Genomic DNA, 24,045 nt, shown 5'->3' on the forward strand with positions numbered 1-24,045 from the left:
GGTGGTCCTAGCCGATACCGGGGATGAGGGAAATGAGCAGGTCAATCAATTTGATGCCGATGAACGGCGCCACGAGCCCGCCGAGGCCGTAGAGGAGCAAGTTCCTGCCAAGCGCCTGGTTTGCTGAGACCGCCCGGTATTTCACGCCGCGCAGTGCCAGAGGCACCAGAACGATGATGATGAGGGCGTTGAAGATCACAGCTGACAGGATGGCCGAGGCCGGGGTGGCCAGGCCCATGAGGTTCAGCAGTCCCAGGCCCGGGAACGCTGCAGTGAAGAGCGCGGGGACAATGGCGAAGTACTTTGCAACGTCATTAGCTACGGAGAACGTGGTCAACGCACCCCGGGTTATGAGAAGTTGTTTTCCGATGCCCACGATGTTGATCAGCTTGGTGGGATCGGAATCCAGATCCACCATGTTCGCCGCTTCCTTGGCAGCCGGTGTCCCGGAGTTCATCGCCACGCCCACGTCGGCGGCGGCAAGGGCCGGTGCGTCGTTGGTGCCGTCGCCGGTCATGGCAACCAGGCGGCCTTCGCCCTGTTCGCGGCGGATGACGTCCAGTTTGTCTTCGGGGGTGGCTTCAGCGACAAAGTCGTCGACTCCGGCCTCCGCGGCAATCGCTTTGGCCGTGACAGGGTTGTCGCCGGTGATCATCACCGTCCGGATGCCCATCCGCCGAAGCTCGGCGAATCTGGCGTGCATGCCGGGCTTGACCACGTCGGCCAGGTGCACTGTTCCCAAAACCCGGGTTCCGCCGTCGTGCGTGCTTTCGGCGACCAGCAGCGGTGTGCCACCCTCCGCCGAAATTTCCTGCACCCGTCGCTGAACCTCGGCGGGCATGCGCCCGCCTGCCTCCATGACATAGCGTTCGACGGCGGACGCGGCACCTTTTCGGATCCGGCGTCCGTCAACGTCCAAGCCGCTCATGCGGGTGCTGGCCGTGAATTCAACGATGGCAACCTCCTTCGACGCATTCCGGATCTCCTCCATATCCGGACCGTTCCTGCCTTTGTCGTTGGCAAGGTCCACAATGGAGCGCCCTTCAGGGGTTTCATCGGCCAAACTGGACAGGCGAGCGGCCTCGATGAGATCGGAGTCCTCCACGTCATTGGCCGGGAAGAAATTGACTGCGCGCCGGTTGCCGTAGGTGATGGTGCCGGTCTTATCCAGCAGCAACGTGGTGATATCGCCCGCCGTTTCCACCGCGCGCCCTGACGTTGCCAGGACATTATGCTGGACCAGCCGGTCCATGCCCGCGATGCCGATAGCCGGAACCAATGCGCCAATGGTGGTAGGAATCAAGCACACCAACAGGGCTACCAACACGATGGGTGACGGCGTGGCCCCGGCCAAGGATGCGAACGGCGCCAGAGTCATGGTGACCACCAGGAAGACGATGGTGAGCGATACCAGCAGCACGTGCAGGGCGATTTCGTTGGGCGTCTTTTGACGGACTGCTCCCTCAACGAGTTTGATCATCCGGTCAATGAACGTCGCTCCAGGCTCGGCAGTAATGCGGACCAGGATGCGGTCTGAGAGAACCTTGGTGCCACCGGTGACGGACGAACGGTCACCACCGGATTCACGGATCACCGGCGCTGATTCGCCCGTGATGGTGGACTCGTCAACGCTGGCAAGGCCCTCGATGATCTCGCCATCGGACGGGATGACGTCGCCGGCTTCACAGATGACCACATCGTTCAACTTAAGGTCCGTTCCAGGAACCTCCTTGATGCTCCCATCCTCCAAACGGAGCCGCGCGAGAACCCCTTGGCGGCTGGCCCGAAGACTGTCGGCCTGGGCCTTCCCGCGGCCTTCGGCGATGGCCTCCGACAGCGTGCCGAACAGCGCGGTGAGCCAGAGCCAAACAGTGACGGCTATGCCAAACACGTCTGGTTTGACCATACAGATCACCGTGCAGATGGCGGCACCCGCCAGCACCACGAACATCACTGGCGAATGGATCATTTGCCGAGGGGAAAGTTTTTTCACGGCCACGGGAAGGGCCGCCCGGATAGTAGCTGCGTTCAGCTTCGCCGGCGCTTTGGTGTGGTGTTTATGGTCTCCCGGAGTGCCAAGGGGGTTGCCGTCGGCGTACGTCAGCGCGGCGTCATCCGTTGCCGATGCCGTGGTGGACGGAGTCATTTGATGAGTCCTTCTGCGAGGGGGCCCAAAGCCAGGGCCGGGAAGTAGCTAAGTGCGGTCAGGATCACGGTCACGCTGAGCAGCAGTGATCCGAAGAGCCAACCGTGGGTGGGCACGGTTCCGGAGGAGGCTGGGATTTTACGTTGCCTGGCCAACGAACCTGCCAGCGCCAGGACGAGCGCGATGGGCAGGAAGCGGCCGAGCAGCATGGCGATCCCGAGCATCACCGAAAGGTAGGGACCGGAGCTGGTGATGCCGCCAAAGGCAGAACCGTTGTTGTTGGCACCGGAGGTGAAGGCGTAGAGCACCTCGCTGAACTGGTGCGGACCGGACGCCGGGGCGTTGGACATGACGCCCGGCAACAGCACCGTGACGCCTGCCATGACCAGCACCAACGCAGGTGTCACCAGAATGTAGAGGGCTGCGAGCTTCATCTCCCGGGGGCCGATCTTCTTGCCCAGGAATTCAGGCGTGCGGCCCACCATAAGGCCCGCAATGAAGACGGCGATGATGGCCAGGACCAGCATTCCGTACAGTCCGGATCCGGTTCCTCCGGGGGCCACCTCGCCGAGCATCATGTTCAGCATGGCGACACCGCCCGCCAGTGGGGGCAACGAGTCGTGGGCAACGTTGACCGCTCCGGTGGACGTAAGGGTGGTCGAAGCTGAGAAGATCGAGCCGGCAGCCGGTCCCAGACGCTGTTCGAAACCTTCGCCCAGACCTCCGGCAGCCGCCGTCGCGGTTCCTTGGGCCGAAGCAACAGCCCACCCCATCAATGCTGTGGACGTCAGCCAAAGCCCAGCCATGACGCCCGCAACGGTGTAGCCCTGACGCTGGTCCCCCACCATCCGCCCGTACATGTACGGGAGCGCCGAAGGGATCAGCAGGATCAGGAAGACCTGGAACATACTTGTGAAAATGCTCGGATTCTCAAACGGATGCGCGGAGTTTGCATTGAAGTAGCCGCCACCGTTGGTGCCCAGAACCTTTATTGCTTCCTGGGAAGCGACCGGTCCACCGGGAATCAGCTGGGTGACCCCACTGGCCGTATTGGTGACCTCCGTGGACCAGAAATTCTGGACGACGCCGCCGATCACCAAGGCGATGGCCCCCACGGTTGCCAAGGGAAGAAGGACGCGGAAGGAGGCCCTTGCGAGGTCAACCCAGAAGTTGCCAAGACGCTCTGTCTTGGTTCGCATAATGCCGCGGATCAGGGCGACCACCACCACAATCCCTACGGCGGCCGAAAGAAAGTTCTGGACGGCCAGCAGGCACATCTGGACGAAAATGCCCACAGTGGCCTCCGGCACGTACGTTTGCCAGTTGGTATTCGTGACGAACGAGATGGCTGTGTTCATTGCAATCCACGGATCCACGCCCGGAAGGTCGTTGCTGCCGGGAAGAACGCCTTGGAGTCGCTGCAACAGGAAAATCATTAAAATGGAGACCGCCGAGAACACCAGAACGCTGCGCAGATACACAGACCAGCTCTGTTCAGTTCCGGCATCGACCCCGGCCAAGCGATGGAACAACCTCTCAGGCCGCGACGATTCAGTGCCCGAGAAAACCCGTTCCAGATACACGCCCAAGGGCTTGTGCAACAGCACGAGAACGAGCACCAGGACGACTAACTGGGTGATGAAGGAAGCAGCGCTGAAGACCACCGGCCATCACCACTTTTCCGGGTGAAGCAACACTGCCAGCAAATAGCCCACAGCGGCGAGGCCGGCCAGGAACAGTCCGATCCACATGATCGCATCCAGCGTCATTGCCCGCTCACCGGACCATCGCCGTCGACCATTTTGCCCAAGAGGTGGGCAACCCACATCACGATTCCCATGCACGCCATAAGAATCACCACAACAGCCACGTCGGCCACTGGAACGTCCTTTCATCAGCGCCCCGTTCGCGGGGCTGATGTCAGTCAATCCCTTGAAACGGGACGAAAAGACGATCCTTACGGTTCCTTAATGCCGGCGGGGTGGTTCTTGATGAATCCTTAACGCCAAGACGGGCCAGCTCAATGTTCAGCCGACGTGGACCCACGGCCGCCGCGTGACATCCGGTTCGGCTTGCCGCAAGACTTCACGTGTTACCGGGGCGATTTCTCCTTCGCCCAGGAAAAGGAAACGCACTAGATTGAGCACGGGATTGCCCTCCGTCCAGCGGAAATAGATATGCGGCATCAACCCGGTTACGTCCCGGATATGCAGAAGTACTGAGGCGATGGTGTTCGGCACAGCCGGTGCGTGAACTTCCAGGACCCGGTAACCGTGCCGGACAACCCCCTTCACTTCCAATGCGGTTTCGAAATCCGAGGAGTCATCCACCACCACTTCCAGGAACAGCGCCGGGAAGTCCGCAGGCAGGTGGCTGACAGCAACGGCAGAGTCGAACTTATCCCGGTATGCCTTCGCGGTTTGCCTCAAAGGTTCATGCGAGATGATGCCAATGGGTCCGTCCTCGATGGCTGTGATGAACTCGATGGCCTTTTGGTCAAAGCGGACATGAGTGGCGTGCAGTTCGAACGAGCGCAGCACCCTGGACAACAGCGAGATCAAGATGATGCCCAGAATGAAAAAACCGGCGATCCTGATACCCTCTGGCCTCTCAATAATGTTTGCCACTGTTGTGTAGATGAAGACCACGGCAATGACTCCGAAGCCCCAGGTGCGTTTGGGTTGCTGTCGTCTGCGGGCCGATAGGGTCACTGCAACGGCGGCAGAGGTCATGAGCACCAGGACACCGGTGGCATACGCTCCGCCTTGGGCGTCCACATCGGCATCGAAGAGGTAGGTGACCAGAAAAGCGATGGCCGCGAAGACCAACACCAGGGGGCGCACGGCTTTAGCCCACTCCGGTGCCATGCCAAACCGTGGAAGGTACCGTGGAACGAGGTTCAAGAGCCCCGCCATGGCCGAAGCGCCGGCGAACCAGAGAATGGCAATCGTGCTGACGTCGTACAGGGTGCCAAAACCGGCACCCAGATGCTCGTGGGCCAGAAACGCCAAGGCGCGCCCGTTGGCCTCTCCGCCTGGTTGGAATTCACTTTCAGGGATGAGCACCACTGTGGTGAAACTGCTGGTGATCAGGAACGAACTCATGATCACCGCCGCTGTTGTCAACAGCCGGCGGGTCCCCTTGATGCGCCCTTCAGGGTACGCTTCCGTATCCGAAACGTGGCCCCTGACCTGGGGCATTACAGCCACTCCGGTTTCAAAGCCCGACAAGCCCAGAGCGAGCTTGGGGAACACCAGCAAGGCGATTCCGACGGCCATGAACGGATTCCCATGTGACGTTGTCAGCGCTGTCCACCAATCCCCCACAGCAGACTGGTGCGTGAAAACCTCCACGAGCGTTGTTGCCACCACCACGACATTCAGTGCCAGATACAGGGCAACCAGCACCACCGCCACGCCAATGGCTTCCTTGAAACCGCGCAGAAAGACGGCGGCAAGCAACGCAAGCAAAATCAGTGTGATGGCCACATGCTGCCCGCGGAACCATCCCGGCACGAAGGGATTCTCAATCAGGTGTGCCGTCGCGTCGGCTGCAGAGAGTGTCATGGTGATCATGAAATCGGTTGCCGCGAAACCGAGCAGGACCAAGACGAATAACTTTCCGCCCCATCTTGGCAGCAAACGCTCGAGCATGGCGATCGAACCCTCGCCCCTGTGGCTTTCTCCCGCAACACGGCGATACACAGGTAGCGCCCCCAACAGCGTTACAGCAACGAGGACCAGCGTAGCCAACGGGGAGATCACCCCTGCCGCCAATGCCGCGATGGCTGGCTGATAGCCCAGAGTGGAGAAATAGTCGACGCCCGTCAGGCACATGACCTGCCACCAGGAATGCGTCTTCTCCCGCCTCGAACGCACACCGCCGGGCCCCTGATGGGAACCTCTGGAGTCCTGGAGGCCGAACAACAGCCACGATCTGAATCGCTCCGGAACCCTTGGACCAAGGGCGGACGGATCCGCTGGGGGCCTGCTCATAGTGGTCATAACTGCCTCCCGTGGGATGCGTACCCTGACTCCTACGGCGAACCTAGCACCAAGTACCCATCGCTTCTGCTTGAGCGCTTATATCTTGATGAAATCCTTGCACCCGAGCCCAGATCCTCAGCAAAGGTACCCAACAGGGGCGCCCGCGAGTCCCGCTTCTCACCCAATTCCTGCTGGGTTTGGAACATTTTGGGGTACATCTCCTTGCTTGGGTTTCAGCCTCTACTGCCATAGCCGACGTGGTGGGGATCCGGTGCCCGGAAAACCCAGCCGGGCTACTTGCTGGCCAGGCCTCCTGATGGGGGTACTGACCAGGACTCCCACAAGATCTACCGCCGGTGTTCACTGGAAACGAGGGATATTTTGCGAACAACCGGCCATTATCAGGACTCATCAGAGAGAGAAGGACCATCATGACTGACCAACCGAAGCAACTAGGCGGAGGCCGCAAAATGCTGGGAGAGTTCGCTCCGAAGCTCGCCGAACTGACCGACGACGTGCTCTTCGAAGACGTCTGGAACCGCCCCGAACTGAGCGCCCGCGACCGAAGCCTCATTACAGTAGCGGTCTTGACAGCCCGCGGGAACACAGACCAGTTGGGGTTCCACCTCGGCCGCGCCATCGACAATGGCGTGACCCAGGCAGAACTGCTTGAAGCGATCACCCACGTCACGTTCTACGCGGGCTGGCCCCAAGGCATGTCCGCAATGAGCGTCGCCAAGGAACTCTTCACCGATACCAAGTAGGGAAACCCATGAATATTGAACCCACGATTCCAACCACCAAAAATCCTTCCGCGCAGTTCTCGGGCGACGTCTGGCTCGATCCAATCGCACTCCCCCACGAGCCCGACCAGACCATGGTTGTCGCCACCGTTCGCTTTGCTCCGGGCGCAAGGACAGCGTGGCACTCGCACCAGCACGGTCAGTACCTGCGCGTAACCCAAGGGGTGGGTCGCTTCGGTACCCGCGACGGCAACATCATTGAAGTCCACGCTGGGCAGACGATCTACACTCCCCCTGGAGAGGAACACTGGCACGCCGCCGCCCCGGGCTGCTTCATGGAACACCTTGCCATGCTTCAAAACGGCGAAGACCCCTCGAAAACCACCCACTGGGGCGAGCACATCACTGACGACGAGTACAACGGCCGATCAGCGCATGCTGAGGACACCGCGACCGGTATCGATGGTGCCGAATAAGTATTACGTGGTTCCGGGATGTGCAGGCAGCTCAACCACGTTGTTGCTTTCGCTGCGCATCGTTGAAGCCCACGTGGCGAGGAGGTTGAGGGCGTCGTGTCCAGGGCTGCCGGGCACACCCCGCGGCCATCGTCAGAGGGACCTGACCAACCGGAATGACACACGATAAAGCAAAAAACTCTCTGACGAGGGGGTAGTCCGTGCCCGAGGGGGCACGAACGGGATTCCAAGCCCTGCAACCAGTGGGAGTGGCGGACACATGCGAATCCAAACCACTCTGGTGGCTGAACGAGGCAGCCCGGGGTGGAACGTGTGGACATTGTCCACACGTTCCTTCACCCCTCCAAACGAGAGCAGCCGCAACCACACCCCGTCCCAATTCCAGCGGAGATCACGGTATGGCTCAGGTGGCAGTTATCAAGCGCCCTACGGGGTTGGACTTGGGCAGTGGGCTGGATGCGAAGTCCGTGAATCCGCCAATGAGATGCGCGGACAGTTCGTCGAAAGTGTCTACGTCGCAGTTTCTCATCATGGGCGCGTCGGCCCATTCGTCGAATGTTCCGAACTGGAAGGGAAGGTCCAGGCAGTGGCCGCTGAGTTGGCCCTCCACTGCGCCACGGTAGGCGAACTCATCAATCATGGCGGGTATGCCGACGGTTTTGTATTCGTTCACAAGTGAGGTGGGCACCGACTTGTATTGAATCCACGATGATACGGCGAGGATCCTTTCGTAGGGTGACTTTTGCCCCCATAACGGATCGCCAATGACATGGTTACGTAGGCTCCCCGCGGGCAAGCTTTCCAGCCACTCCTGCACCCGCCTACTATCGGCGTGACGGAGCGTTGGGACGTTGTGGAAGAATGTTCCCGTCTCTTCGGCCGTGTACCGCGCGTAGACTGCTTCGGCACTGCAGAGCTTGGCAGCCGAAGTTGGATCAAGAAGATCCCGGGGGACGTTGTCGGTTTCGTGGGGCACGTATCCAGCAGCTGCATGTCCGAAAGCGGCCGGGGGCAACGCTGACTTGAGCGCTCTTTCCCCTGCGTCCAGGAGCTCGCGGAATGGTGCGCTCTCGACGTCGAACGGCGACAGTCTCTGGTTCGCGGCAGAGTGAATCCGGGCTTGGACGGCCGTGGATCTGGGAGTTCGGGTGCCCATGCTCCATAACGCCAGTCTCTCGAATAAGCCACGCGCTTCCGGGAGCACACTCAGGAGATGGGCGTACCACCCACCGGCTGATTGTCCGGCCAAGGTGACCCGGCCCGGGTTCCCCCCACACTTCGAGATATTGTCTTGAACCCAGGCCAACGCAGTAAGTATGTCCTGAACAGGTCGGCTCGGCGTAGGCCTGCCGCCGACGGCTGGAGGCGCCAAGTGAGCTACCGGCCCCAGCCTGTAGTTGAGAGTCACGACGACGAGGCCGCCCGCGGCTAGATGCCGACCGTTGTACCACTGGACCGATCCGCCTCCGCTCGTCCATGCGCCGCCATGTAGAAAGACCACCACGGGAAGTCCATCAGCGCCGTCAGGTGCCCATACATTCAAGAAGAAGGCATCCTCTGACTGTGGGTTTATGGTGTCAGCGCGTCCGAGAACATCTTCAAGTCCGCTCCCCCGGCTGGGAAATACCGGGACATCCGTTAAACGTTCGACGTCGGCCTGCTCCTCACCCTGGACCGGCACCGGCGGAGAAAATCGCCTTCCGCCAAGCAACGCCGCATATCGGATTCCGTAAAATGCGGCGACCTTGGCGGACCGGGGAGCCCCCCGTCCGGTTCTGTCGTACCCCTCCGTCATCAGAAACTTCATTTTGCACCAGTGCTTTTCAAGTAGTTGCGCCAAGCATCAGCCATTTGCGGCATTATTTCGTCAGGTCACGGCTGCGGGTTTCCTGTGAGATCCACAGGAACACTGCGCTGATGGCTGATATGGCCGCGATAAGAATGAGCACCGGCATGATTGACTTCTCAGACGCAGCGTAAACAGCGGCCACAACTGTCGGGGTAAAGCCCGCACCCACGAGGCTTGCAAGCTGATATCCCACTGAAGCGCCGGTGTACCGGCTTTGGGTAGCGAACTGCTCCGAGATAAACGCCCCCATTGGTCCGTAGATGGCGTTTTGTCCGATGCAGAACACGACGAAGGCGAGGGCGGTGAACATTATGCCGCCGGCTTTCAGCAATTCAAACATGGGGTAGATAAGAACGATTGACGCTATGCAGCCGAAGATCATCACAGGGCGCCGGCCAACACGGTCCGATAGCTTTGCGTAGGCAAGGATGAGTACGATCGCGGCAATCTGGCCGATGGTAAAGCCGAAGAGTACGTCCTCACGTGCCGAGCCTTGATCGACAGCATACGAGAGGCCAAACGTTGTAATGCTCGACTGCAGGGCAAAGCTTGCGATGCAGGCCAGGGCGACGACGAGGACTGTACGAGGCGACTTCATAATTGCCACGATTGGAGCGGCAGTGCTTTCTTTACCCTTCTTTTGATGAGCCGCAGCAACGAAGAGCGGGCTCTCGGAGACTTTCAGCCGAATGTAGAGTCCGAGGGCAAGCATGAGGGCGGAAAGGAGGAAGGGTACGCGCCAGCCCCAGGACAGGAAGTCGGCTTCATTGAGAATTGCCGAGAAAAGGCCCATCACCAGCGTGCCAATGATCCCGCCGGCAGGCGCACCGGCATTGACAAAGGCGGCCATGAATCCCCGTTTTCCAGGGTCGGCGTGTTCAAGCGCCATAAGGGTCGCTCCACCCCACTCGCCACCTAAAGCCACACCCTGCATGAGCCTTAGCAGTACGAGGCTGACTGCACCCCAAGGACCTATTACCGATTCCGGCGGTACAAGACCAACCAGGAACGACGCGACTCCCATAATGGACAAGGACCAGAGCAACATGCTCTTGCGGCCGAGCCGGTCACCGAAGTGTCCGAAAATGATGCCGCCGATCGGCCGGGCCAGGTAACCCGCCGCGAAGGTTCCCAACGAAGCGATGGTCGCTACCGATGATGGGAGATTCGAGAAGAACACTGGGCCGAACACCAGCGCGGCTGCGACGCCGTAGAGCAGGAAATCGTAAAATTCCAGAACGCTTCCCAGAAAGCTGGACTGGACCACGCGGCGCGCCTCACGGTGTCGTTCAACTTCGGATAATGCGAGGGTGCTTTCGATAGACGTCATCGTCTCTCCTAATAGGCAGTTTTTGGGTACCAGTCCAGGCACGCTGCAACGCTGCCTGCCTTACCCCTATGGGTGATTGGTTACCTCAATTTTTACCCGCACCCCAATAACTGTCTAATGACAATTACCCCTTACCTATATAACTATTCGGAATGCCTTTCAGGCGCTCAATACTTCATGGGATCCGCGAGACTCGTCTCCTGACCCTCCTTGTGCCCTACCCTGAAGCAATGGATAGGAGAGCACTGGAGTACTTTGAGACAGTGGCCCGACTGGGTTCAGTCAGCGGTGCGGCCGCTGAGATGTCCGTCACCCAACCGGCCATCTCCAAGCAGATCAGCCGCCTTGAGGCAGAACTGGCAGTACGGTTATTCCACCGCACCCCCACCGGCATGTCGACAACCGCCGCCGGGCAGGTACTGCTTGAGCTCGGCGAAGATGTCCTGTCGCGTTTCGAGCGTGCAGAAGGCATCATCAAGTCAAGGTTTCGAGGGCAATCATCCTTCCGCATCGCCTGTCCTCATTCCACCGCCGACATTCTCGCTTCTTTCATTTCCGCAAGAGACGCACCCATCGTCGACGTCGAAATTCTCTTGGCCAATGAACTGGATGGTGTACTCGACCGCGAGGTTGACATGGCTGTAAGCTCGCTGTCGCCACCTCGCAGCCGGGCCCAGCTCCCAGTGGCAACCATCCCTATCACTGTACAAAGCCAACCGGATTCAAATGCCCGGTTCGGCACAGCCTCACACGTTGATCTGGAAAGCCTGAAGGACGACTGGGTGATCGTGGCTCGAAGCGGCGTGCAGGTAGTGGTGACCAAGGCCATGTCCGGCTTCGGCACACCCGCCATGATCCGGGACGTCTCCACCGGCGCCATGGCCCAAGCCCTTGCAGCAAACGGGCACGGGCACGCCCTCGTGACAGAGCCTGCGCGCTTCGGCCTTCAAACCCTCCCCGCCTATGCGGACAACAGGCCATTGGAAATAGTCCACCATGCATCCTGGGACGCCACCCATTACGCCTCCGACGAGCTTCGACGCCTGGCCCGCGAACTCCGTCAATTCATGACCGACGACTGGGAGTGGCGACAAACGACAAGTTCATAGCACCAGGTACTGGACACCCCAGCGACTGCAAGGATTCGGACGTCGACGTAGTTTGCGGCGTCGAACGTCTGTTAGGTCAGGCGCCAGATCTTGTAATCGCCCGAGTTCAAAATTTGCCGATCTCCGCTGGACTGCCTCCGGACCCAGAGCACACCCAGCTCCGGTGCTGTTTCCTCTATCTTCAGCGGGTCCTTGGCATAGGGATCGTCCGCGATGGCCACCATTTCACCGGCCTTCAGAACTGACCAATCGCTCACTTCAACTGCATGTTTGCTCTGTTTCATGGGGTTCCTCGCTTCCTGGTGGGCTGGACTGCTGTGACTGCAATGGGCCTGACGGGCGAAACTCTCGACCCGATGCTGAGGTAGGCGACACGACGGACGCATGGCCCGCCGTGTCGCCCGGTTGGGTTTATTTAGCCGTTGATGATCTGGGGAACGCCGAGTGCTTTGAGGCCTTCGACGCCGAACTCCAGGCCGTAGCCTGACTGCTTCGCACCACCGAACGGGACGCGGGGGTCCACAGCGCCGTGCTTGTTGATCCACACGGTTCCGGCCTGGATCCTGGAAGCGACTTCGCGGGCCGCGTCCAGGTCGGAGGACCAGACTGAGGCCCCCAGTCCGACGTCGAGCGCGTTCGCTTTGGCGACTGCCTCGTCAACGGTGCTGTACCTGATAATCGGCAGCGCTGGTCCGAACTGTTCCTCGGCGACCAACGGGTTGTCGTTGTCGATGTCCGCGATCAGCGTGGTGGGGTAGAAGTAGCCGGGCGCGTCGGCGTCGGGGTTGCCGCCGATCAGGACGCGGGCGCCGGAGGCCTTGGCCTCCTCCACCAGGCGGGCGACGATGTCGTACTGCTGCTGGTTCTGCAGCGGGCCCAGGACGTTGTTCTCATCCAAGCCGTTGCCCATCGGCATGGCTTGTGCAACGTTGGTCAGTGCATCGCAGACGGCGTCGTACTGGGATTCGTGCACGTACAGGCGCTTCAGTGCTGCGCAGGTCTGGCCGGTGTTGATGAACGCGCCCCAGAACAGGCCCTCGGCGATGGCCTGGGGATCGGAATCGGGGAGGACGATGCCGGCGTCGTTGCCGCCGAGTTCCAGTGTGAGGCGCTTGACCGTGTCGGCCGAGGAACGGATGATCGCTTTGCCCGTGGCTGTGGAGCCGGTGAACATGACCTTGCCGATGGCGGGGTGGGATGCGAGGGCTTCGCCGACGTCACGGCCGCCGGAGACGACCAAGACAAGGTTCTCGGGGAGGGCCGTGTTGATGGTTTCAACCAGCGCCAAGACCGACAGTGGCGTGTACTCGGAGGGTTTGACCACCACGGCGTTGCCCATGCGCAGGGCCGGGGCGATCTGCCAGACGGTGATCATCATAGGCCAGTTCCATGGGCCGATGGCGCCGACGACGCCGATGGGGCGGTAATGCAGTTGGGCGCGGGTTTCGCCGTCGTCCACTACGGTTTCGGCCTCCAGGGGTGTGCCGGCAGCTGCTCGCAGCCACGCGGCACACGCGCCGACTTCGAAGCGGGCATTCGGGCCGTTCAACGGCTTGCCCTGCTCGCGGGAGAGCATCTTGGCGAGTTCCTCGGCGTTGGCTTCGACGGCGTCGGCGGCTTTCATGAGCGCGGCTGACCGTGCTTCATGGCCCAGAGCGGCCCAGGCAGGTTGCGCTTCGGTGGCGGCGGTGATGGCGGCTTCGAGGTCCTCGACGGTGTGGACCGGTGCTTCACCGACAGCTTCACCGGTTGCCGGATCAAGGATGGTCCGGGTCGGTGTGGATGTCGAGGTGAGCAGGCTGTTGGTGTTCATGGTTCCTCCTGGTTGGAAAAGTTATGAAGCTGATTCGGTGGTTGCTGTTCGATGGCAGGACGTGCGGGGCGGGACCGGATGGGTCCGGGCTACGTCGTTGGTGTGGGGAATCTACTCATGCGGTACGACCTTCGAGTGTTTCCAGGGCCAGGCGAAGCTGTTCGATCATGTACTCGGCATTTTCACGGTCGAAGACCATCGGCGGTCGCATTTTGAGGACGTTTTCGTGGCGGCCGATCTTTCCGATAAGAACCCCGCGTGTGCGCAGCTCTTCAGTGAGTGCCTTGGTGATGACAGGGTCCGGTGTCGTGTCTTCCGGATTCACCAGTTCCAGACCAAAGAAGAGGCCGCTGCCTCGGACGTTCTTGATCCGGGGGTTGCCTTTGGCCAGGGCGGCGAGTTCGTCAGCGATGTATTTGCCCAGTTGGTGGGCGTTTTCCAGCAAGCCCCGTTCTTCCATGACGCGCAGGACGGCAAGGCCGGCTGCGGAGGACACGGGGCTTCCCGCGAAGGTGTTGAAGTAGGTGTTGTTTTCCCCGAATTCCTCCAGGAGGGCTGAGGTGGTGATGACGCCACCTACGGGATAGCCGTTGCCCATGGGCTTGCCGAGGGTGACCAGGTCGGGTGTTGTTCCGAAAGCCTGGTGTCCCCACATGTGGGTGCCGATGCGTCCGAAGCCGGACTGGACCTCGTCGGCGATGACCAGGCCGCCGGCAGCGTGGACCCTGTCGGTGACCGCTTCGATGTAGCCATCGGGGGTTTTCAGCAGCCCTTCGGTGGAGAACAGCGGGTCGTAGAGGATGGCGGAGAGGCCGTAGCCCTCTGCTTGGAGTGAGGCTATTGCTGCGTCGACTTCGCGCAACGCCTCCGTCAAGACACGCTTTCGCTTGGCAGCTGTGAGTCCGGCAGCATCGGGTATGCGGATGGCACGGACGTTGGCGCCGAGGGGTTCCTTGACGTGAAGACCAGTGGTCAGCTCAGCCAGGGTTGTGGTGTTGCCATGGTAGCTGTGGTCGGAAATAAGGACGCCTGTGTTGCCGGTGTGCTGCCTGGCGATCCTCAAGGCCAGCTCATTCGCTTCCGAGCCGCTGTTGGTGAAGAACACCCTGTCCAGAGGCTGATCGAAAAGTGAAAGGAGCTTTTCGGCGTAGTCCACCACTCCGGAGTTGAGATACCGGGTGTGAAGATTGATTCTCTGGAGCTGGTTGGTGATCGCATCCCTGACGTCCGGGTTGGAATGCCCGACGTGGGGGACGTTGTTGTAGACATCCAGGTATCGTTTGCCCGCGGCATCTTCGACCCACACTCCTTCACCGGCCACAATCTCCAACGGCGTGGCATAGAACAACGGCGAGTGAGGCCCGATGGTGCGTACACGGCGGTCCATGAGGCTTTCCTGGAGGATGGCCTCGGGGGCCGGTTCTGTGGCTGTTTCGAGTGTCATTGCTGTCCTTGGCCGTTGAGCGGATTCGAATCGGGAAACGTGGGTAGGGGGCGTTGCCGGGCCGGACGGTCGATGGCCTGACCCGGCAACGGTCTAGAGGGCGTTGACGCCGGCGGTGGCAACCAGGTGGTCGTTCTCGACCGAGCTGCCGCTGACGCCGATCGCGCCGATGACGACGCCGCCCTTGGTCAAGGGGATGCCTCCGGGGAACGTGATCAGGCCGCCGTTGGAGACTTCGATGTTGAACAGCGAACCGCCGGGCTGGGAGATGGCACCGATGTCTCCGGTGGGCATGTCGAAGTACCGGGCCGTGCGCGCCTTTTTGATGGCGATGTCGATGCTGCCAAGCCAGGCACCATCCATGCGGGTGAAGGCTTTGAGGTTTCCGCCGGCGTCCACCACGGCAATGTTCATCAGGGTTTCGGAGGAACGTGCTGCTTCGCGCGCTGCCTCAAGTACCTGCTGTGCTTGTTGTTCGGTGATGTCATTCATGTCGTGCTCCTGTTGGATCATTCCCGTTTTTGGGCGTGGTTGTCACAGCTGATGGGGAGTCAGCCGGTCTGATCGGCCCGTCGGGTGGTGGTATTTGGTTGTCTAGACGAGTGCTGCCGGCGTGGCAGCGGCCTTAATGAGTTCAGGGAAGTCAGGGGAAGTGATTTCCCTGATCAGCCCTTCCCAACTGGTTCGCAATTCCCCTGCATAGTCGGCGTCGTCGTTCGGTCGGGCGTTGCCCAGTGCGGTGATCCACAGCCCGCTGTTGGACCAGTGGGCCACTGCCATGAAGAGCCGTGCGCGGGCAATTTTCACGGGGTCCTCGTTGCCGAAGTAAGCCCGGAAGAGGGCGTGGGCTTTGTCTTGTCCGAACCCGTTTTGGGCGGCGACGAAGCCGACTTCGTAGCAGGGGTCTGAGTTGCCGGCGAGGTCCCAGTCGATGATGTTGTACGTCATCGAGGAGGTCTGCTTGATGATGTTCGCGTCCCATATGTCCAGGTGGCAGGGCACGAACTGGGCTGGATCCAAGGCCAGGACCGTCTCCAGGCGATCCATCAAGGCTTGTATGGCCCGCGCTCCCGGGGGAAGTTCGATGCCGTGCGTTCCCGCCGCAGCCATCCTTTGTCTGGCCTGGTCGAAGGGATTGATGTCGTTGAGGAAGCGGCGGCCTGAATGGTGCAGCCGGTGGAGCGCGGGGACGAGCCGGGTGATGGAGTCCTCGTCATCGTTGAGCTTGGGGTGGCCGCCCGCGACGAAGTCCAAGGCCAGCGCCAGAGGGTCAGCGGAGACCGTGATCACCGGTGCGCCGACGCCTATGACAGCTGCGATCTTCGTGTTTTCCAGCACGACGTGCGCTGCTGGAAGAACGCCTACAGTTTCCCAGTAGTTGTTCCAGAGCTTGACGACGCAGCGGCGCTGCCCGTCTTCGACCAGGTAGTTCTTATGTGCTTGACCGCCAGAGAGCGAACGCGCGGTGACATGGCAGCCACCCCACTCCGGGGAGGATGAAAGCACCGCCTCAATGCTGGTGATTTCGGTTTCAGGGACGATGGTCATTAGAGTTGGATGTCCTTCGAATTTGGAATGCAGGTGCACTGTGTTGTTGTCGGGGACCGTCCTGGCTGCACTGTTCTACGAGCTCCCACAAGCTCTGTAACGGTGCGGTCAGGACATCAACGGATGACATTTCTCATGCCTTTGCTGTGACGAACCGCGAAGGCAGGAACAGGCTGGTTTCCGGTCGGGAAACGCCGTCAACATGGTCGGCCAACATTTCCCCGACAGCAGCCGCGTAGCGGAAGCCCCGGCCCATGTCGCCGGTACCGATGACCACTTTCGATGACTCGGGGTGCTCGCCGATGACCCAGTGACCGTCTTCGACTTCGGACCACATACAGACTGTGGTGGACACCGGGTTGGGGTCAATCTCCGGAAGCCTGTCGCGCAGCACGTCCTGGATGCGTTCGAGGTCTCCGGGACGAAGGTCCTGGCTGAGATCCTCCGGGTCGATCCAGTTTCCCTTTCCAGGGACGGAGAACTTCCACTCACCACTGGGCTCGGAGCAACCGTAGGACGGCGCCTCATCCGATCCCGGAGGCTTCGCGAAGTAGATGGCTGGCTTCGGCGGCCCGACCTGGCGGAAGTTGGCCAACACCTGACGGTCCACCTTGTAGGGCAGTTCCAGCTGCATCAAGTGGTTGGCGCGCGCACCCACGGTTACGACAATTTTGTCGGCGGTGTACTTTCCCCGCTCGGTGTTCACAACGATGCCCGAGGCTGTCTCGTCCCAGCCCAGAACGGACTCCCCTGTCCGAAGGGTTGCCCCCAACCGCCGGGCTTCGGATTGGAGTGCCTCGATGGCTGCGTGGACGAGGGCGACCGTGCCGTTTGGTTCCCACACGGCGACTTCTTCGTCGGCGATGCGGGCCCAGGGAAAACGCTCACGTGCTGTCTTGCCGTCAAGGACGTCATATTCGAAGTCAGAAGATCCCAGGGAAGCGACGGTCTTGTCGAACCACATCGATCCGGGCTCACCGACGAACACCGTTCCGGATCGCTCCAACAAGCGGGTACCGGTCTTCGCGGCCAGCTCATCCCACAGTTCGAAGGTCCGCTTGGTAAAGGGCGTGTATTGTGCCCCGGCGCTGCTGGACTGACGTGCCAACCGTGTAGCTCCACCGTGCGAGCCGTGCATATGCGGAGGCGCAAATCGATCCAGACCCAGGACGGTCTTGCCGCGGGCCGCCAGATGCCATGCCGTCGATGAGCCCCACGGGCCCAATCCGATAACGATGACATCGTAATGTTGTTCAGACACAAGTTCCTCCGTTGGTGTTTTGACCCAGTGGCGGGTCAGACAGTAGCTCGTACGAGAAGTCCATCAATGAGCAGCCGCACAGCCTCGACGGCCTGCTCTGCGTTCGCAGGTTTGCCTGCTGCAGCCGCTCCGGCGGCACGGATAGCCCCGGTAATCGTTGCGGCCAGGACCTCGGTTGGTGCGTCCGCATCCAAGGTCCCGTCCTCTTGGGCGTGCTTCAAATCCTGGGCAATCAGTTCCTCAAAGGAACGGGACGTCGAACCCAGGACACCGGACAACGCCGAGACCAGGTCCGGACCCATGACGCCATAGAACCGGCCCGCGGGCTCCTTCGTGGCCTCCACCAAAGCGAATGCCAGGGCGGTGATCCTCTCGCCGGGATTGGTCAACGCATCACGCAAGCTGATACCCCGCACGTAGACGCCATCGGCGATCCGGAGATAGACCTCGCGGACGATCTCTTCCCTGCCGCCCGGGAAGTGGGAGTAGATCGTCCCACGCGAAACACCCGACCGTTGGCTGAGAACTTCGATAACCGTCGCGGCATACCCCTCTGAGCCCAGAAGCTCGGCTGCGGTGTCCAGGATGTCCCCACGGGTCCTCATGCGGTTCCGTTCCCGTACCGAAAGGGGCTTGTCAGCGGTGCTCATTTTCGTCCTTTGCTTAGGTAATTAGGTGACCTGCTTCACATGATTGCACACCCAATCCTAAAAGTGAACACTCAGTCCAAACTTTGGCAGAAGCTGGCAAAATCTGACGATGAACCGCTCGCACAAGAACATTGAACAGTATGACCAGCTTTTGGACTAGCTGTTTAACATCGAATTAGCATGTTCTATTGCCGAACGACACATACAGGGTTTAGCTTTGCTGTATGAAACAGGTCACAGTCGGCTCGGGTGCATCCATGGCACTGCAGAGCGTCCGGAACTTCCGGAGCATTGGTGGTCTGCGCGCCCACGGAGGATCCCGCCTCGCTGAAGGACTCGTTTACCGGAGCGGACACTTCGGGTCCGCTACCTCCCGGGACCGTGAGCTGCTGCGGTCCGCAGGCCTGCAGTTCATTGATTTGCGTAACCCTTGGGAATCACACGCCGAAGACCGCACTGTTCCTACCTGGAAGGGCGTCCAAACGCCCCTCCAAACCAAGGACGGCAGAGATGCTGTTCTCTGGTCGGCGGTCCGGGAAGGCCGGCTCACAGAACTGGCCGACACCCTCACCGCCGAAGAAGCTGAAGAAGCGATGCACCGCCTCTACGCAAACGACATCGCCGGCAACCCTTCAGTATTTGCCAAATTCCTTACCTCCCTGGCCACCGGCGACCTGCCCGTGGTCGTCCACTGCTCAGCAGGAAAAGACAGGACCGGCTGGGCCATAGCCGTACTCCTGACCGTCCTGGGTGTACCCGATTCCGTAATCCGCGATGACTACACCCAAAGCTCTTTGCCCGAAAACCAGTACCTCATCCGCACCACCGCAGGGGACGTCCCACCCATCGACAAGCACCTGCGCACCATCATCACGCCCCTGCTGGAAGCCCGACCCAGTTATCTCGACGCCGCTTGGCGCAGCGTCGAAAACACCTGGGGATCTCGCCGTTCCTACCTGGAAGACGGACTCGGGCTCACCCCGGCACTCAGCCAAAAACTCCAGGCCCGGCTCCTCGTCTGAGGACTCCGCGCCCCGGCTACGGCCGCCCTTTTGAAAGAGAAACCCCATGATTGATAACGTCAGCGAGTTGCCGGCAACGACGCCGTCCAACACTCCTGCACCGCAACCAGGTCACCTTCGCTCCAACAAACTCGGTGTCTTCGCCATCGCCTTTTTCGTCATCGCCGCCGCAGCGCCGATGGCAGCGGTGGTCGGAACCGGTCCTGTTGTCTTTGCCTCTGTAGGAGGCGCCGCCCCGCTTATTTACGCCATTGCGGCTCTGCTCATTGCACTTTTCTCCGTCGGGTACCTGCGGATGAGCCGGTTCGTCATCAACGCCGGCGGCTTTGTTGCCTACATCGCCAAAGGTCTCGGCACGCCGTGGGCCACAGCAGGTGCCGGACTGGCGGTACTGATGTACCTCAGCCTGCAGGTAGGGCTGTGGTCGCAGTTCGGCGTGTTCGCCGGGCAGCTGCGTGAGAGCCTCACTGGACTCGCCGTTCCCCCGGTCATCTGGATTATCGTGTTGCTCGTCATCACCACGGCACTGACCATGCGGGGCATCGACGCAAGCATCCGGCTTTTGGCTGTCCTGATCATCGGCGAAACCCTTGTTGTCGCAGCCCTGGTCATCACGCTCGTAGCCAGCAAAGGCCCTGAGGTCTTCTCGGTTTCCGGGTTTACCGCTGACAACCTATTCAGCCCGGGCCTGGGCATCGCTTTGCTGTTCGCGTTCCTGTGCTTCACCAGCTTCGAAGCCACGGTCGTGTTTTCAGAAGAGGCAGTCAACCCGCGCAAAACCATCCCGCGGGCCCTCTATGCCGTGATCGCCTTCGTTGGCATCTTCTACACCCTCTCCATCTGGGTTATCGGTGGCGCCATCGGCGTCGACAACATCCAGCAGACCGCCACCGAAGACCCTGCAGGATTCATCTTCAGCCTCGCCAGCGCCAGCGGCGGCGACGCTCTGAGCATGTCCATGCAGGTCCTGGTCGTCACCAGCTACCTGGCCATGCTGCTGGGCCTGATGAACATGTTCGCCCGCTACCTCTTCGCCCTGAGCCGCGCCGGCGTCCTACCGACCCGACTCGCCGCAGTCTCCAAGGCTGGAAGCCCCTCCCCCGCAGCCCTGACCAACGGCATCGCCGTGGGCATCGTCGTTGTCGCCTTCCTGCTCTTCGGCGCCGACCCGATCACGGTCGTTTTCGCCTGGTTCAGCGCCCTGGCAACAGCGGCGTTCATCACCATCCTGATTGTGACATCCATATCGATCGTCGTGTTCTTCGTCCGGACCAAAGACTCATCCAACATCTGGGCGACCAAAATCGCCCCCGTACTCTCCACACTGATCCTCTCCTACATCGGATACGTGACCATCGAGAATTACGACTCACTCATCGGTCCTGACAACGCGGCCGCGAAATGGCTGCTCATCCTCATCCCGGTCCTGATCGTTGCCGGCCTGCTGTTCGGCAAGGCCAAAGGCAGCATCGACTACGCCAAAGAGAACGTCTAACTCCTGCCCGGTCGTCACTTTCCCGAAGACGGCAAGAAATCCACATTTGCTTGGAAGGACCACAGAGTGAGTACTGCGTACACGAATGGAAAAATCTACACGGTCAACCCTGACCAGCCCTGGGCTGAAGCCCTAGTGGTCGACGACGGGGTCATAGTGGCCATCGGAACCGAAGAGGACATCCGACTCAGGATCACCGAGGACATCGAGGTCGTGGACCTGGAGGGTCGGATGATGATGCCGGGCATCCACGATGCACACCTGCATCTGCTCTTCAGCGGCCTCAAATTCCGGTTCGAACCCAGGCTGAGCCCGGGCGGTGACCAGCAGCGGGTCATTGAAGACATCCGCTCGTGCAACTGCAGCGGGCCGGTTGAAGCGGACGGCACCAGCTGGGTTCTGGGCGGGGACTTCTTCCCGCCGGACCTGGGACCGGGCGGCGTCACCAAGGACTTCCTGGATGGGGCCTTCCCCGATCAGCCGGTCTTCCTGTACGACTACACGATCCACCACGGCCTGGCGAACTCGAAAGCCCTCGAATTGGCCGGGATCTCCGAGGACATCACCGACCCTCCCGGGGGACGCTACATTCGCGACGAAGCCACCGGTGCATTGACCGGTGAGATGGTCGAACAGGCCCGTTGGCCTGTTCTGCGGTCGATTCCGGACTACTCCCGCACCACCAATGCCGAAGCCATCGCCTGGGCGGTATCGGTCTGCCACGAATTCGGCATCACCTCCGTGCAGGAAGCGTCCGCATCCCCGCAAGCCCTGCAAGCGTTCCGCGATCTGGATCAGGAAAACCAACTCAAGATCCGCATCGCGGCGCACCTGGTGTGGCGTGATGAAGGCTTCGGCATGGCCACGCTCGACGCCCTCGAATCCACGATCAAATCCCGGGACGAATGGGCCTCACAGCACGTCGACACAAAATTCATCAAAGTCTGGCTGGACGGGGCACCCTTGCCTCCACACTTCACCCAGGCAGACCTGACTGAAGACGGGGCGGTTGATGAAACCAACATCTTGGTTCCCGAAGAGGAATTCGTCACCAGGCTCGCTGAGTTCGACGCCGCCGGCCTCACCGTCAAAATCCATTGCGCCGGTGAAGGATCCACCCGCCGGGCCTTGGATGCCATCGAAAAAGTCCGCACCATCAATGGCCCCGACGGCCCGCGCCACGAAATCGCACATGCCGGGTTCATCAGTCCCAGCGACTACGCACGCCTCCACGAACACAACGTCGTCGCCGAAATGTCCCCGGCCATCTGGCACGTGCCCGAATACGGGCTAACCGACTACTACCACTTCAACTCCGTGCTCAAGAATGATGCACACATGACCGTCGGATCGGACTGGATCATCACCTCCGATCCCAACCTCTTCCCGGCACTTCAAGGCATGCTCCAGCACGCCAGCGAATCCATCGACCTCCCGTCCGCCCTTGAAGCGATGACGATCAGCGGCGCCCGGGCCGTCGACCAGCAAAAACACCAAGGCTCCCTTGAAATAGGGAAAACAGCCGATTTCATCGTCCTGGACCGGAACCTCTTCGACGTACCCGTCAATGAAATAGGGTCCACCCAAGTAATACGCACCGTCTTCGAAGGCGAAACGGTGTTCCACAGGCCATGACCCGGCACACGTCGAGGGCACGATGACCGCTGACCGTCACCGTGCCCTCGACAACCCCACAATCACCCATTTCGCCTAAGCGGGCGGGCCATGGGCCTACCCACGGCCGCCCCTTCACGTGAGGATTACACATGAACAACTCTTCAGTCGCGATTGTCAGCGGCGGAGGTACGGGCATTGGCGCCGCCACCGCAACAACGCTTCGAGACCAAGGATGGGAAGTAGTCATCTGCGGCCGACGCCCCGATGTCCTGAACAAGGTAGCCCGCAGCACAGGATCACATCCGGTCATTGCCGATGTTTCCTCAGATGCAGACATGAAGCGACTCGTCACCGAAACCATCGACCGATTCGGCGCCCTTAACGGCCTGGTACTCAACGCCGGAATCGTCAGAGCAGGTGTGGCCGGGGACCTGAACGACGAAGACTGGGACGCCATGCTCAGCACAAACCTGACAGGACCGTTCTATCTGATCCGCGCCGCCCTACCCCACCTCTTGGCCACCAGAGGAGCCATGGTCGGCGTCGCCTCCGCCGCCGCCCTGCGGGCCACTGCAGGTATCGCCGGCTACGACGCCACCAAAGCAGCACTGGCAATGCTGATCCAAACCGTCGCCATTGACTACGGCCCTGAGGGTATTCGAGCCAATTCCGTATGCCCAGGCTGGACCCAGACCGAAATGGCAGACATGGAAATGAGCGAATTCGGTTCCGAACTCGGCGTAAGCCGCGAAGCCGCCTACGAGCTCGCAACAGCCTTCGTCCCCACCCGGCGCCCCGGCTCTTCCTCCGAAGTCGCAGCACTCATCGCCTGGCTGCTATCAGATCAAGCGTCGTACATAAATGCCGCTACGATCCCTGTCGACGGCGGGCTAGTAGCTGTCGAACCAAGCGCAATCGCCTTCGACCCGCGAGTGACAGTCACTTCCAACAACCAGAACAACGGCTTGGAAATACCCACACACATGGTCCAAGCAGGATAGATCTAGCCCCTCAGAACAGGACACCCCACGGGGAAATGCAAAGGATCACTCCCGCCGACCCTCAGTAGCACCGCCGGTCGGCGGGAGTGGCTTCCTTCAGCGACCCGCATGGGGCAATTTCCGGGACGGTTACACCATGTGTTCTCCGGCGGATAGATAGAGTTCTTGCGTGGAACCCATGAGCGCCGTCGCTGCAACAATCTCAATAGCGAGCGGATCCTCTGGCCTCTTACAGACCGGGACCAAGGGCCTCCGTTCGGCCTATCGCCGCGAACGGTTAAGCGGAACAATCGACCAGAAATGCTTGAAGCTGGACGCACTCTCAGGCAAGGACATTGAGTTTTCTGCCCGTTTCTACTCCGCGTCCCGGTGGCCGATAGCGGCGAGGCACCCTCGAAGCAACTATCGGTTCCGGCTTGTCACCCGCCCACGGTCCGTATCATCGGACCCATCGGCCAAGCGTTAGACGCTGGCTTCGCGCTTCAGGCTTCGCTGGGAACGTGCGTCGGGCCCGCCTCCAGTTGATTTCAATGTACGCGTCGATGGCACGGCCAA

General features: G+C 60.7%; 20 protein-coding genes and 1 pseudogene. 7 read left to right on the forward strand and 14 right to left on the reverse strand.

The features are described 5' to 3' along the window. Window positions 1–7: 7 nt before the first annotated feature. The 4 genes from kdpB to AC6JA3_RS11680 form a co-directional block, all read right to left on the reverse strand. The gene (gene kdpB / locus AC6JA3_RS11665) at window positions 8–2,146 is read right to left on the reverse strand and encodes a potassium-transporting ATPase subunit KdpB (protein WP_026540470.1); all 2,139 of its coding nucleotides are present in this window, start codon (window positions 2,144–2,146) and stop codon (window positions 8–10) included. Beyond that, window positions 2,143–3,810, reverse strand: a complete 1,668-nt coding sequence (gene kdpA / locus AC6JA3_RS11670; protein ID WP_051420774.1) for a potassium-transporting ATPase subunit KdpA — start codon at window positions 3,808–3,810, stop codon at window positions 2,143–2,145. Before kdpA ends, kdpB begins: the two co-directional genes overlap by 4 nt. Before the next feature lie 6 nt (window positions 3,811–3,816). Next, window positions 3,817–3,915 carry a potassium-transporting ATPase subunit F gene (locus tag AC6JA3_RS11675; RefSeq protein WP_155854075.1) on the reverse strand — a complete coding sequence of 33 codons (99 nt, stop codon included), beginning with the start codon at window positions 3,913–3,915 and terminating at the stop codon, window positions 3,817–3,819. Window positions 3,916–4,173: 258 nt separating this feature from the next. Next, a complete protein-coding gene (locus AC6JA3_RS11680) occupies window positions 4,174–6,150 on the reverse strand; it encodes an APC family permease (RefSeq protein ID WP_026540468.1) in 1,977 nt (658 codons plus the stop codon). 413 nt (window positions 6,151–6,563) lie between these two features. On the opposite strand from AC6JA3_RS11680, the gene AC6JA3_RS11685 reads away from it, so the two are divergent. Both AC6JA3_RS11685 and AC6JA3_RS11690 read left to right on the forward strand, forming a co-directional pair. Further along, a complete protein-coding gene (locus AC6JA3_RS11685) occupies window positions 6,564–6,896 on the forward strand; it encodes a carboxymuconolactone decarboxylase family protein (protein ID WP_223945323.1) in 333 nt (110 codons plus the stop codon). An 8-nt stretch (window positions 6,897–6,904) separates the two neighbouring features. Then, window positions 6,905–7,351 carry a (R)-mandelonitrile lyase gene (locus AC6JA3_RS11690; RefSeq protein ID WP_223945322.1) on the forward strand — a complete coding sequence of 149 codons (447 nt, stop codon included), beginning with the start codon at window positions 6,905–6,907 and terminating at the stop codon, window positions 7,349–7,351. Between the two features lie 403 nt (window positions 7,352–7,754). Here the strand turns inward: AC6JA3_RS11690 and AC6JA3_RS11695 are convergent, their stop codons facing one another. From AC6JA3_RS11695 to AC6JA3_RS11705, 3 genes and pseudogenes are all read right to left on the reverse strand, one after another. Beyond that, window positions 7,755–8,507, reverse strand: coding sequence for a hypothetical protein (locus tag AC6JA3_RS11695; protein ID WP_238324866.1), 753 nt, complete (start codon window positions 8,505–8,507; stop codon window positions 7,755–7,757). Window positions 8,508–8,510: 3 nt separating this feature from the next. Then, window positions 8,511–9,158: pseudogene (locus tag AC6JA3_RS11700) on the reverse strand (carboxylesterase family protein); the annotation flags it as partial. Between the two features lie 52 nt (window positions 9,159–9,210). Then, entirely contained in the window at window positions 9,211–10,530 is a 1,320-nt protein-coding gene (locus AC6JA3_RS11705; RefSeq protein ID WP_026540466.1) for an MFS transporter, read from the reverse strand. Between the two features lie 230 nt (window positions 10,531–10,760). Here AC6JA3_RS11705 and AC6JA3_RS11710 point away from each other — a divergent pair, with 230 nt between their 5' ends. After that, the gene (locus AC6JA3_RS11710; protein ID WP_162150369.1) at window positions 10,761–11,639 is read left to right on the forward strand and encodes a LysR family transcriptional regulator; all 879 of its coding nucleotides are present in this window, start codon (window positions 10,761–10,763) and stop codon (window positions 11,637–11,639) included. Between the two features lie 71 nt (window positions 11,640–11,710). Here the strand turns inward: AC6JA3_RS11710 and AC6JA3_RS11715 are convergent, their stop codons facing one another. The 7 genes from AC6JA3_RS11715 to AC6JA3_RS11745 form a co-directional block, all read right to left on the reverse strand. Then, window positions 11,711–11,923, reverse strand: a complete 213-nt coding sequence (locus AC6JA3_RS11715) for a hypothetical protein (RefSeq protein WP_035760648.1) — start codon at window positions 11,921–11,923, stop codon at window positions 11,711–11,713. Between the two features lie 131 nt (window positions 11,924–12,054). Further along, window positions 12,055–13,452 (reverse strand): aldehyde dehydrogenase family protein, encoded by a 1,398-nt coding sequence (locus AC6JA3_RS11720; protein ID WP_026540464.1) that lies wholly within the window; start codon window positions 13,450–13,452, stop codon window positions 12,055–12,057. Window positions 13,453–13,567: 115 nt separating this feature from the next. Continuing rightward, window positions 13,568–14,896, reverse strand: a complete 1,329-nt coding sequence (locus AC6JA3_RS11725; protein ID WP_051420772.1) for an aspartate aminotransferase family protein — start codon at window positions 14,894–14,896, stop codon at window positions 13,568–13,570. A 93-nt stretch (window positions 14,897–14,989) separates the two neighbouring features. After that, window positions 14,990–15,388 (reverse strand): GlcG/HbpS family heme-binding protein, encoded by a 399-nt coding sequence (locus AC6JA3_RS11730; protein WP_091470866.1) that lies wholly within the window; start codon window positions 15,386–15,388, stop codon window positions 14,990–14,992. 102 nt (window positions 15,389–15,490) lie between these two features. Then, window positions 15,491–16,444 carry a phosphotransferase gene (locus AC6JA3_RS11735; RefSeq protein WP_223945321.1) on the reverse strand — a complete coding sequence of 318 codons (954 nt, stop codon included), beginning with the start codon at window positions 16,442–16,444 and terminating at the stop codon, window positions 15,491–15,493. Between the two features lie 133 nt (window positions 16,445–16,577). Then, the gene (gene solA / locus AC6JA3_RS11740) at window positions 16,578–17,705 is read right to left on the reverse strand and encodes an N-methyl-L-tryptophan oxidase (RefSeq protein WP_223945320.1); all 1,128 of its coding nucleotides are present in this window, start codon (window positions 17,703–17,705) and stop codon (window positions 16,578–16,580) included. Window positions 17,706–17,740: 35 nt separating this feature from the next. Next, window positions 17,741–18,355: a TetR/AcrR family transcriptional regulator gene (locus AC6JA3_RS11745; protein WP_223945319.1), complete on the reverse strand. Its 615-nt coding sequence runs from the start codon at window positions 18,353–18,355 to the stop codon at window positions 17,741–17,743. A 224-nt stretch (window positions 18,356–18,579) separates the two neighbouring features. On the opposite strand from AC6JA3_RS11745, the gene AC6JA3_RS11750 reads away from it, so the two are divergent. From AC6JA3_RS11750 to AC6JA3_RS11765, 4 genes are all read left to right on the forward strand, one after another. Continuing rightward, window positions 18,580–19,377 carry a tyrosine-protein phosphatase gene (locus tag AC6JA3_RS11750; RefSeq protein ID WP_223945318.1) on the forward strand — a complete coding sequence of 266 codons (798 nt, stop codon included), beginning with the start codon at window positions 18,580–18,582 and terminating at the stop codon, window positions 19,375–19,377. Window positions 19,378–19,423: 46 nt separating this feature from the next. Further along, the gene (locus tag AC6JA3_RS11755) at window positions 19,424–20,872 is read left to right on the forward strand and encodes an APC family permease (protein ID WP_347783445.1); all 1,449 of its coding nucleotides are present in this window, start codon (window positions 19,424–19,426) and stop codon (window positions 20,870–20,872) included. 66 nt (window positions 20,873–20,938) lie between these two features. Next, a complete protein-coding gene (locus AC6JA3_RS11760) occupies window positions 20,939–22,507 on the forward strand; it encodes an amidohydrolase (RefSeq protein ID WP_223945317.1) in 1,569 nt (522 codons plus the stop codon). Window positions 22,508–22,638: 131 nt separating this feature from the next. Then, entirely contained in the window at window positions 22,639–23,490 is an 852-nt protein-coding gene (locus AC6JA3_RS11765) for an SDR family NAD(P)-dependent oxidoreductase (RefSeq protein WP_051420770.1), read from the forward strand. Window positions 23,491–24,045 lie beyond the last annotated feature (555 nt).

This window comes from Arthrobacter sp. TmtSoilC79, from assembly GCF_059739405.1.